Annotated in this window: 12 protein-coding genes; 4 read left to right on the top strand and 8 right to left on the bottom strand. The window is 70.7% G+C overall.

Translation table 11 applies throughout. The features are described 5' to 3' along the window. The 5 genes from TSO221_RS31800 to TSO221_RS31780 all read right to left on the bottom strand — a co-directional run. On the bottom strand, positions 1 to 590 hold a 590-nt coding region (locus TSO221_RS31800; protein WP_247878366.1), incomplete at its 3' end, for a 1-deoxy-D-xylulose-5-phosphate synthase N-terminal domain-containing protein. A 14-nt stretch (positions 591 to 604) separates the two neighbouring features. Beyond that, the gene (locus TSO221_RS31795) at positions 605 to 1,471 is read right to left on the bottom strand and encodes a polyprenyl synthetase family protein (protein WP_109122496.1); all 867 of its coding nucleotides are present in this window, start codon (positions 1,469 to 1,471) and stop codon (positions 605 to 607) included. Between the two features lie 25 nt (positions 1,472 to 1,496). Continuing rightward, the gene (locus tag TSO221_RS31790) at positions 1,497 to 1,751 is read right to left on the bottom strand and encodes an exodeoxyribonuclease VII small subunit (protein ID WP_109122493.1); all 255 of its coding nucleotides are present in this window, start codon (positions 1,749 to 1,751) and stop codon (positions 1,497 to 1,499) included. Between the two features lie 311 nt (positions 1,752 to 2,062). Further along, positions 2,063 to 2,992 (bottom strand): histone deacetylase family protein, encoded by a 930-nt coding sequence (locus TSO221_RS31785; RefSeq protein ID WP_109122492.1) that lies wholly within the window; start codon positions 2,990 to 2,992, stop codon positions 2,063 to 2,065. A gap of 126 nt (positions 2,993 to 3,118) precedes the next feature. Continuing rightward, complete coding sequence (locus TSO221_RS31780) at positions 3,119 to 3,346, bottom strand: sulfurtransferase TusA family protein (protein WP_109122491.1); 228 nt, start codon at positions 3,344 to 3,346, stop codon at positions 3,119 to 3,121. 182 nt (positions 3,347 to 3,528) lie between these two features. On the opposite strand from TSO221_RS31780, the gene TSO221_RS31775 reads away from it, so the two are divergent. After that, a complete protein-coding gene (locus TSO221_RS31775; protein ID WP_109122490.1) occupies positions 3,529 to 3,879 on the top strand; it encodes a metalloregulator ArsR/SmtB family transcription factor in 351 nt (116 codons plus the stop codon). Positions 3,880 to 3,891: 12 nt separating this feature from the next. On the opposite strand, the gene TSO221_RS31770 is transcribed toward TSO221_RS31775, so the two are convergent. After that, a complete protein-coding gene (locus TSO221_RS31770) occupies positions 3,892 to 4,332 on the bottom strand; it encodes a DUF423 domain-containing protein (RefSeq protein WP_247878365.1) in 441 nt (146 codons plus the stop codon). Positions 4,333 to 4,458: 126 nt separating this feature from the next. Between TSO221_RS31770 and TSO221_RS31765 the strand changes: the two genes are divergently transcribed. After that, positions 4,459 to 5,397 carry a response regulator gene (locus TSO221_RS31765; RefSeq protein ID WP_247878364.1) on the top strand — a complete coding sequence of 313 codons (939 nt, stop codon included), beginning with the start codon at positions 4,459 to 4,461 and terminating at the stop codon, positions 5,395 to 5,397. On the opposite strand, the gene TSO221_RS31760 is transcribed toward TSO221_RS31765, so the two are convergent. Together TSO221_RS31760 and wrbA are read right to left on the bottom strand one after the other, a co-directional pair. After that, the gene (locus TSO221_RS31760) at positions 5,398 to 6,357 is read right to left on the bottom strand and encodes a glutathione S-transferase family protein (RefSeq protein ID WP_109122489.1); all 960 of its coding nucleotides are present in this window, start codon (positions 6,355 to 6,357) and stop codon (positions 5,398 to 5,400) included. 17 nt (positions 6,358 to 6,374) lie between these two features. Further along, entirely contained in the window at positions 6,375 to 6,977 is a 603-nt protein-coding gene (wrbA, locus tag TSO221_RS31755; RefSeq protein ID WP_109122488.1) for an NAD(P)H:quinone oxidoreductase, read from the bottom strand. A 123-nt stretch (positions 6,978 to 7,100) separates the two neighbouring features. Here wrbA and TSO221_RS31750 point away from each other — a divergent pair, with 123 nt between their 5' ends. Both TSO221_RS31750 and TSO221_RS31745 read left to right on the top strand, forming a co-directional pair. Continuing rightward, positions 7,101 to 8,033, top strand: coding sequence for a LysR family transcriptional regulator (locus TSO221_RS31750; protein WP_109122487.1), 933 nt, complete (start codon positions 7,101 to 7,103; stop codon positions 8,031 to 8,033). Positions 8,034 to 8,184: 151 nt separating this feature from the next. Next, the gene (locus tag TSO221_RS31745) at positions 8,185 to 10,242 is read left to right on the top strand and encodes a nitrate- and nitrite sensing domain-containing protein (RefSeq protein WP_109122486.1); all 2,058 of its coding nucleotides are present in this window, start codon (positions 8,185 to 8,187) and stop codon (positions 10,240 to 10,242) included. Positions 10,243 to 10,339 lie beyond the last annotated feature (97 nt).

Genomic DNA, 10,339 nt, shown 5'->3' with positions numbered 1-10,339 from the left:
CGCGACAGGTAGGCGCTCATGGCGCCGACCGGCGGGGCGATGGACATGTCGTTGTCGTTGAGGACGACGACCAGCCGGCTGTCGGTCGAGCCGGCGTTGTTCATCGCCTCGTAGGCCATGCCGGCGCTCATGGCGCCGTCGCCGATCACGCAGACGACGTTGTTCCTGCGCCCCTTGAGGTCGCGGCCCACCGCCATGCCGAGGCCGGCGGAGATCGAGGTGGAGCTGTGCCCGGCGCCGAACGGGTCGTAGGCACTCTCCGAGCGCTTGGTGAAGCCGCTTAAGCCCCCGCCCATGCGCAGCGTGCGGATGCGGTCGCGCCGGCCGGTGAGGATCTTGTGCGGGTAGCACTGATGCCCGACGTCCCAGATCAGCCGGTCGTCCGGCGTGTTGAAGACGTAGTGCAGCGCCACCGTCAGCTCGACCACGCCGAGGCCGGCGCCGAGGTGCCCGCCGGTGACGGAGACCGCGTCGATGGTCTCGGTGCGCAGCTCGTCGGCGAACTGGCGGAGCATGTCGGGCCGCAGCGCGCGCAGATCGGCGGGAACGCGGACCTGGTCGAGGAGCGGCGTCTTGCTGGTCGCGGTCACTCTCTCACTCCTTGTCACGTGCGCCGGGTCACGACGTACTCGGCGACGGCCTTCAGCATGTCGGCGCGGCCGTCGAAGATTTCCAGGTGCTCGGCGCACTGCTTGGCCAGCATCTCGGCCTGGGCGCGGGCGCGCTCGCGGCCGAGGATGGAGACGAAGGTCGCCTTGCCGGCGGCGGCGTCGCGCCCCACCGACTTGCCGGTCTCGGCCTCCGTCCCCTCGACGTCCAGCAGGTCGTCGACGATCTGGAAGGCGAGACCGAGATCGTGCGCGTAGGCGCGCAGCGCCTGCCGCATCGGCGGCGCGGCCTTGCCCAGGATGGCGCCGGCCTCGCACGAGAAGGCGATCATGTCGCCGGTCTTCATGCGCTGCAGGCGGGTGACGGTGCCGATGTCGAAGGTCTCGTGCTCGGCGAGCAGATCGAGCATCTGGCCGCCGACCATGCCGTGCGGCCCCGCCGCCTTGGCCAGCGCGGCGACGAGGCCGCAGCGGACGTTCGGGTCCTCGTGCGTCGCCGGGTCGGCCAGCACCTCGAAGGCGTAGGTCAGCAGGCCGTCGCCGGCCAGGATGGCGGCGGCCTCGTCGAACTGGCGGTGCACGGTCGGCCGGCCGCGGCGCAGGTCGCCGTCGTCCATCGCCGGCAGGTCGTCGTGGATCAGCGAGTAGCAGTGCACCATCTCCACCGCCGCGGCGGCGCGCAGCGCGCAGTCCGGGTTGACGCCGAACAGCGTGGCGGAGTGCAGCACCAGGAACGGCCGCAGCCGCTTGCCGCCGCCCAGGCTGCCGTAGCGCATCGCCTCGTACAGCCGGTTCTCCGGGAAATCGGTGGAGGGGAGGAGACGGGCGATGGCCTGCTCGACCTGCTCCGCGGCTTCGGCCATGGCGGCCTTGAGGAGGATTCCCACGTCAGTCGATCCGTGCCGGTTCAGTACCAATGGAGCCGTCGGCGGCGACGGTGATGCGGTCGACCTTGGCCTGGGCCTCCCGCAGCTTGGCCTCGCAATGGCGCTTCAGCGCCGTGCCGCGCTCGTAGGAGGAGATCGCCTCGTCGAGCTTGCCCCGCCCCTCCTCCAGCTGGCGCACGATGCGCTCCAGCTCGGCAAGGGAGTCTTCGAAGCTCATCGCCGCGATGTCCGGCGGGATCGGGGGAAGGTCTGACATGGTGGGACCGCTGGTGGAACCGATTGGAGAAAGTAGGCCCGCAGGGCGCGGATGCGCAAGCGCGGACGGCCGGCTTATGACGGCGGCATGACCGAAATGGGGAGCATAAGACCGGCGCCACCGTCGAATGGAACAGTTTGGAACACCGTGGAACAGTGTGCAGGGGGTGTTCAGTTCACGTTCCCGGTGCCGCCGGCCATCAAGGACCACAATCCTAATAGACCGAGGCGCGTTTGGCAAGGGCCGCAATCGCTACGAACTCTTTCCCGACCGTCATCCCCGCCTTCGCGGGGATGACGGCAGGAGAAGTTTTACGCCGCCATCAGCTCGCGCACGTGCGCCGCACAGGCCGAGGCCAGGGCGCGCAGGTTGTAGCCGCCCTCCAGCACCGACACGACGCGCGCCCCGCAGTGCGTGCGGGCGAGGTCGCCCAGCTTGCGCGTCGCCCAGGCGAAGTCGTCGTCCATCAGGTGCAGGCTGGCCAGCGGGTCGCGCGAGTGGGCGTCGAAGCCGGCCGAGATCATGATCAGGTCCGGCTTGAAGTGGTCGATGGCCGGCAGGACGATGTGGGACATGGCGTGCCGGAACTCCGGGCTGCCCGCCATCGCCGGCAGCGGCGCGTTCACGCAGTTGCCGTATTCCCCCTTCTCGCCCGGGTCGCCGGTGCCGGGGTAGAGCGGCGACTGGTGGGTCGAGCAGTAGAGCAGATCCGGGTCGTCCTGGAAGATGTCCTGCGTGCCGTTGCCGTGGTGCACGTCGAAGTCCATCACCGCCACGCGCTGCAGCCCATGCACGGCGCGCGCGTGCAGCGCGCCGACCGCCACGTTGTTGAACAGGCAGAAGCCCATGGCCTTGGCGCGCTCGGCGTGGTGGCCGGGCGGGCGGACGGCGCAGAAGGCGTTGCGCGACCGGCCGGAGGCCACCAGATCCACCGCCGCGCACACCGCGCCCGCCGCGCGCAGCGCCGCCTGCCCCGACAGGGGGGAGAGCACGGTGTCGGCGTCAATGCCCGCGTGCCCGCCCTCCGGCACCGCGGCCATCACCCGCTCGATGTGGGCGAGGGGGTGGACGCGGGCGATCTGCTCGGTCGTGGCGAGCGGCGCCTCGGCGCGCTCCAGCAGGTGGAAATCCTCCGCCTCGAGCGCCGCCAGCACCGCCTTCAGGCGGTCCGAGCACTCCGGATGCCCAAGGCCGGTGTCGTGCTCCAGGCAGATCGGGTGCGTGAACAGGGTGGTGAACATCTTCGTTTCAATACGATTGTTTTAAGACGGCCGGCGTCACTGGCGTTTCCTGGCGCCATTGTTCCCGCATCGTCCCGCAAAGTACAGGAGGAATGCGGGCCGCATCGTCGCAGGAGGAATGCGGCTTCAGGCGCTCCGCTCGACCTCGATCCGGTAGACGCCGCCGTCCTCGGCGCTCGCCAGCAGGCGATGGCCGGTGGTCTCGCAGAAGGCGGCGAAGTCCTTCGGAGCACTCGGATCGGTGGCCTCCACCGCCAGAACATCGCCGGGCGCGAGCGCCTTCAGCGCCTTGCGCGCGCGCAATACGGGCAATGGGCACAGCAGCCCCTTCGCATCAAGCTCATGTCGCGCCATCGCGCCGCTCCACAACCAAATGAAAAATGAAAACAATAGCTTGCTTGGAACATTAGCGCGCCGGCCGCCCTGGTACAATGGACGGACGAGCGCGGTAGACAAGCACGCGAAACCGTCCATATCATGTGGTAACACCAGCGATTGGTCCAGTGTCCGGGCCGCGCGCAGGCAGGGGGCATTCGATGAACATCGCGGATCTGCAAGCCAACGCACGCAAGGCGAGCACGCTGCTCAAGGCCATGAGCAACGAGCGCCGGCTGCTGATCCTCTGCCACCTGGCGCTCGGCGAGAAGTCGGTCGGCGAGTTGGAGGAACTGGTCGGCCTCAGCCAGTCGGCGCTGTCGCAGCACCTGGCGCGCCTGCGCCGCGACAAGCTGGTGACGACCCGGCGCAGCGCGCAGAACATCTACTACTCGCTGCACGGCGACGAGGCGAAGCACGTCATGGCGACGCTGCACGAGCTGTACTGCGCCCGCCAGCCGAGCACCGCCGCCAACGACGGCGACAGCCGCGCCGCCGCCAGTCCTGCTTGAAGCAAGTCCTGCCTAACGCCGCCAGCCCGGCAGCAGCGCCGCCAGCGCCAGGACGCCCCACCCCGCCATGAACGCGGTGCCGCCGGTCGGCGCCGTGTTCGCCACCGGCAGCGCGATCCCGAGCGCCAGCGCGTACAGCGTCCCGCAGAACAGCACCAGCCCCGCCACGAACAGCCAGCCGGCCAGCCGCAGCGCCAGCCGCGCCACCCCCTCCGTCCGCGCCGCCAGCAGCAGCGCGGCGAGCAGCGCCAAAGCGTGCCAGAGCTGGTACTGCCCGGCGGTGCGCACCCAATCCTGCGCCTTCTCCAGACCCGGCGCCGCCAGCGCGTGGCTGGCGTAGGCGCCGGCGCCGACGGCGACCGCCGCGTTGAGGCCGGCGAACGCCAGCCAGACCCGCCCGATGAAGCCCATCGTTCCCACCGCCCCGCCGCCGTTGATGCCAAGCCGAAGCATAGTCGATTGGCCCGCGGTTTGCTGCGCTCCCGTGCACGCCGTGGGCGCATCAGCGAAACCAACGGTTTTCGCAGAATGCGTCCGCAAACTGCGTTGCAAATTGCCACGGCCGAGCGGACCGAAACCATGGACGCGATGAACCGGGAAGCCACAAAGCGGATCGCCCAGTCAGCGGTCGGCGCGGGGGCGACCGGCACGGGGGCCATCGGTACGGTCGTGCCGCGCTCCGACCTCGACGTCTTCGTCCCCGCCGACCTGACCCACGGGGTGGCGCTCGAACTGGTCGAGGTGGCGGCGGAAAAGGGCTTGTGGCTCGACAGCATCATCGACCCGTCCACCCCGCCGCACGCCCGCGGCGACGCCGCCGGCATCCAGCGAATGGTGCGCCGGCTGGCGGAACGCGCGCTCCACGCCACCGACCGCGGCCACATCGCGTTGGCGCTGAGCGCCGAGCCGGCGGGGCCGGGCCTGTGCACGCTGCGGTTCTCGGTCAGCGACACCGCCCCGCCCCTCACCCCCGAGCAGCGCGACACCCTGACCGAACCGCTGCGCGCCTACGGCCGATTCGGCTGCGAGGAGCGGCCGGACGGCGGCAACCGCCTGTGGTTCGCGGTGGCGGTCGAGGCGTTCGACGCCGACGCCCCGCCCGAGAGCGCCGCCGACCGGCTGGACCGGCTGACCGCCTGGGCGCGCGACCGCGGCGGCCGCATTCTGGTGGTGGACGACAGCGCCACCAACCGCACCATCGCCGCCGCCCTGCTGCGCAAGGCCGGCCTGTCGGCGACCCTGGCCGACGGCGGCGCCGAGGCGCTGCGGCTGATCCGGGAGGAGGCGTTCGACGCCGTGCTGATGGACGTGGCGATGCCGGAGGTGGACGGCCTGGCCGCCACCGCGGCGATCCGCGCCCTGCCGGAACCGCTCGCCGGCATCCCGATCATCGCGATGACCGCGCACGCCTTCCCGGAAGACCGCGCCCGCTGCCTGTCGGCGGGCATGGACGACTACGTCGCCAAGCCGTTCCAGACCGTGGACCTGCTGGAGGCGCTGGCACGGCGGCTGCGGTAGCTACAGCCCCGGCCCCAGCCGCTCGCGCCCGTGCGGCGAGTCGAGGTCCAGGTGCGGCCCCTTCGGCACGACGCCGGTCGGGTTGATGGTGCGGTGGCTGGCGTAATAGTGGCGCTTGATGTGGTCGAAGCGCACGGTCTGCGCGATTCCCGGCATCTGGTAGAGGTCGCGCAGGTAGCCCGACAGGTGCGGATAGTCGGCGATGCGCCGCCTGTTGCACTTGAAGTGGCCGACATAGACCGCGTCGAAGCGCACCAGCGTGGTGAACAGCCGCCAGTCCGCCTCGGTCAGCCGGTTGCCGACCAGCCAGCGCGCACCGGCCAGCCGGGCGTCCAGTTCGTCCAGCGCGTCGAACAGGGCGTCGAAGGCCTGCTCGTACTGGTCCTGGGCGGTGGCGAAGCCGGCCTTGTAGACGCCGTTGTTGACGCGGTCGTAGACGAACGCGTTGGTGCGGTCGATTTCGTCGCGCAGATCCTCCGGGCAGAAGTCCCGCGCGGCGTCGCCGAACGCGTCGAACTCCCGGTTCAGCAGGCGGATGATCTCGGCCGATTCGTTGTTGACGATGCGGCCGGTCGCCTTGTCCCACAGCACCGGCACCGTGACGCGCCCCGTGTAGCCGGGCCGCGCCCTGAGGTAGACCTCGTGGAGGAAGCGGGCGCCGGTCAGCGGATCGCCGCCCTCCGGGAACTCCCACCCGTTCTCCAGCATCAGCGGATCGACGGCGGAGACGGAGATCACCTCCTCCAGTCCCTTGAGGGTGCGCAGGATGAGCGTGCGATGGGCCCACGGGCAGGCGTAGGAGACGTAGAGGTGGTAGCGCCCCGCCTCCGCCTTGAACGGCGTCGAGCCGTCCGCCGCCACCCGGTCGCGGAACTGCGTCTCCGGCCGGACGAAGGCGCCGCCGGTCGCCTTGGTGTCATACCACTGGTCGGTCCAGCGCCCGTCGATCAGCAGGCCCATCGCTCGCCCTCCTTGCGTTACCCGTGCAGCTTCCTGGCGGTCTCGGCCACGTAGCGGGCCTGGAAGCGCATGCCCTCCAGTTCGACCGCACTGGGCTGGCGCGAACCGTCGCCGCCGGCGATGGTGCTGGCGCCGTACGGCGAGTTGCCCATCACCTCGCTCACGCCCATCTGGCCCTGGAAGGCGTAGGGCAGGCCGACGATCACCATGCCCTGGTGCAGCAGCACGATGTGGGTGCTGAGGATGGTGCTCTCCTGCCCGCCGTGCTGGGTGGCGGAGGAGGAGAAGACGCTGCCCACCTTGCCGACCAGCGCGCCCTTCATCCACAGGCCGCCGGTCTGGTCGAGGAAGGTCTTCATCTGGCCGGGCATGTTGCCGAAGCGGGTGGGCACGCCGAAGATGATGGCGTCGTAGTCGGCCAGCTCGTTCGGAGTGGCGACGGGCATGTCCGGCTCCTCCTTGAAGTGGGCGCTCCTGCGCACCTCCTCGGGCACCGTCTCCGGCACGCGCTTGACCGTCACCTCGGTGCCGGGCACGGAGCGCGCGCCCTCGGCCGCCGCCTGCGCCATCGTCGCGATGTGTCCGTAGCTGCTGTAGTAGAGAACCAGAACCTTGGCCATCCTCACTGTCCTTCGCGTGGTTGCCGGGCGGCACCGCCCGTCACCCCTGACTTAAACCGCTGCGGCGTTATGGTGTATCCGCCGCGCTGGCACTTCATCGTTGCCCGGTGTAGAACAATGCCCATGGATCGCCTCGACGACATGCTGGCCTTCATCAAGGTGGTGGACGCCAAGAGCTTCACCGCCGCCGCGGACCGGCTCAATCTGTCCAAGTCCGTGGTGTCGCGCCGCATCGCCGACCTCGAGAACCGGCTGGGCGCCCGGCTGCTCAACCGCACCACGCGCAAGCTGAGCCTGACCGAGGTGGGCCAGGCGTTCTACGAGCGCTGCACCCGCATCATCTCCGACCTGGACGAGGCGGAGCGCGCGGTGGCCGACCTGCACGCCGCCCCGCGCGGCCGGCTGCGGGTGAACGCGCCCCTGTCCTTCGGGCTGCTGCACCTCGCCCCGGCCATCGCCGAGTTCATGGAGCGCTTCCCGGCCATCGAGATCGACATCGACCTCAACGACCGCTACGTCGACCTGTTCGACGAGGGCTACGACGTCGCGGTCCGCATCGGCCGGCTGCGCGACAGCTCGCTGATCGCCAAGCGGCTGGCGCCCAACCGCCGCGTCATCTGCGCGTCGCCCGGCTACCTGGAAAGGCACGGTACGCCGCTCACGCCCGAGGATCTGGCGCAGCACCGCTGCCTGCTCTACACCAACGTGCCGACGGCCGAGCAGTGGCAGTTCAAGGTGAACGGCGAGACGCGCACCGTGCGCGTCAACGGCACGCTGCGCGCCAACAACGGCGACATCCTGATGGCGGCCTGCATCGCCGGGCACGGCGTCGTCGTGTCGCCGACCTTCCTGTGCGGCGAGGCGCTGGCCTCCGGCGCCGTGAAGTGCCTGCTGTCGGACTATTCCTTCTCGGATTCGGCGGTGTATGCGGTGTACCCGCAGAACCGCCACCTGTCGCCCAAGGTGCGGGCGTTCGTCGATTTCCTGGCGGCGCGATTCGGGCCCGAACCCTACTGGGACGCCGCCCTGCCCGCCGCCGCGCGCGCCGCGGCGTAGTTGTCACGCCTCCCCCTCTATCGTTTGGGCTAGATCCTGTTGACAAAGGTCAAGCCGCCGTTTGCGCCGGAATGGTAAGAGCGGCGGCTTGACGGCAGCGGTCCGGCGCACAGGCGCCGGCGCGATCGGCCGGATCGACGGAGAGACAATCATGCTGAGCCTGACCCGCCGCCTGCGGATCCGCCACCGCTTTGCGTTGGTGGTGATCCTGCCGTTGCTGGGCATGCTGGGATTCTCGATCGCCGCCATGCTGGAGAGCTGGCGGACGCTGGCCGCCATGGAGCGGCTCGAGGAGATGGCCGGGCTGGTGTCCGACGTCAGCGCCGTGGTGCACGAGTTGCAGAAGGAGCGCGGCACCTCTGCGGTGTTCCTGTCCAGCCGCGGCGCCAAGATGGCCGACGCGCTGGTCGAGCAGCGCCGCCTCACCGACCGCGCCGCCGAGACCTATCGCCGCACCGCCGAGCGCTTCCGGGCCGACGGCGCCGACCCGGCGCTGGCCGCGCGCATCGACGCGGCGCGCGCCGCGCTCGACCCGCTGCCGGCGCGGCGCGAGGCGATCTCCGCCCTGACGCTGCCGGCGCCCGAGTCCGCCGCCTTCTACACCGGCACGATCATGCGGTTGCTCGACATCGCCGGCGAGATCTCGCGCGCCGGCGGCGCGCCCTCGGTGTCCGGCCTGATCGTCGCCTACACCAACCTGCTGCACGGCAAGGAGCGCGCCGGACAGGAGCGCGCCACCGGCGGCGCCGGCTTCGGCGCCGGCAAGTTCGATCCGGCGCTGTACCAGCGCTTCCTCGGCCTCGGCGCGCAGCAGCAGGCGTTCTTCGACTCCTTCGCCACCTACGCGCCGGAGGACCTCAAGGCCGCCTTCAAAAAAGCGATGTCCGGCGACGCGGCGGAGCGCGTCGAGGCGATGCGCAAGACCGTCTACGCCGGCGGCCTCGGCGGCGAACTGGGCGGCATCGCCGGCGACACGTGGTTCGCCGCCGCCACCGTGCGCATCGACCTGCTGAAGGGCGCCGAGGACACGGTCAACGCCACCCTGCTGACGCGCGCCCGGAACGTGCGGGCGGAGGCCTTCTCCGCCTTCGTCATCGTGACCGGATTGGCGGCGCTGCTGCTGGCGGCGACCATCGTGGCGAGCGTCACCACCATCCGCGGCATCACCGTGCCGCTGCACGCGCTGAACGCCACCATGCGCCGGCTGGCCGACGGCGATCTGAGCGCCGGCATCTCCGGCCTGGAGCGCGCCGACGAGATCGGCGAGATGGCCGAGGCCGTCCAGGTCTTCCGCGAGCACGCCGAGCACCGTGCCCGCCTGGAGGCCGAACAGCACGCCGCGCAGGAGGCCAAGGAGCGGCACGCCGAGGCGCTGCGCCGGCTGGTGCAGGACTTCGACCGCGACGTGACCGGCCTGCTGGGCACCGTGCACGGCGCCGCGGCGCGGATGCGCACGGTGGCGCAGGGCATGTCCGAATCGGCGAGCGAGAGCACCCGGCAGGCGACCTCCGTCGCCGCCGCGGCCCAGCAGGCGTCGAGCAACGTGCACTCGGTGGCCGCGGCGTCCGAGGAGCTGGCCGCCACCATCGGCGACATCGCGCACCAGGTGGCGGATTCGCAGCGCATCGCCGGCCAGGCGGTGGCCGAGGCGGACCGCACCAACGCCACCGTCGGCAGCCTGGTCGAGACCGCCGAGCGGGTCGGCGAGGTGGTCAACCTGATCAGCGAGATCGCCAGCCAGACCAACCTGCTGGCGCTCAACGCCACCATCGAGGCGGCGCGGGCCGGCGAAATGGGCAAGGGCTTCGCGGTGGTCGCCAGCGAGGTCAAGCACCTCGCCACGCAGACCGCCAAGGCGACCGAGGACATCACGCAGGAGATCAACCGCATGCACGCGGTGTGCGGCGAGGCGGCGAACGCCATCCGCACCATCGGCGAGACGATCCGCCAGATGAACGCCATCGCCGTGACGGTGGCCGCCGGCATCGAGCAGCAGGGCGCCGCCACCGCCGAGATCGCCCGCAACGTCACCCAGGCGGCGCAGGGCACCGGCGAGGTGACCAGCAGCATCATCGCCGTGCGCGAGGTGGCGGTGAAGACCGGCACCGCGTCGAGCGAAGTGCTGGAGGCCTCCGGCAGCCTGTCCAAGCAGGCGGAAGTCCTCGGCAGCAAGGTCGAGCGCTTCCTGGCGGACATCAATAGGGCGTAGTTTCCCTCTCCCGGGGCGGGAGAGGGAGGGACCCGCCGCATCGCGGCGGGAGGGGGAGGGGAAAATCAAGGATCCTTGCCGGCACCCCCACCCCGCC

The sequence above is a fragment of the Azospirillum sp. TSO22-1 genome, assembly GCF_003116015.1.
Classification (GTDB): Bacteria; Pseudomonadota; Alphaproteobacteria; order Azospirillales; family Azospirillaceae; genus Azospirillum.
This window is presented reverse-complemented; position numbering and strand designations above follow the sequence as displayed.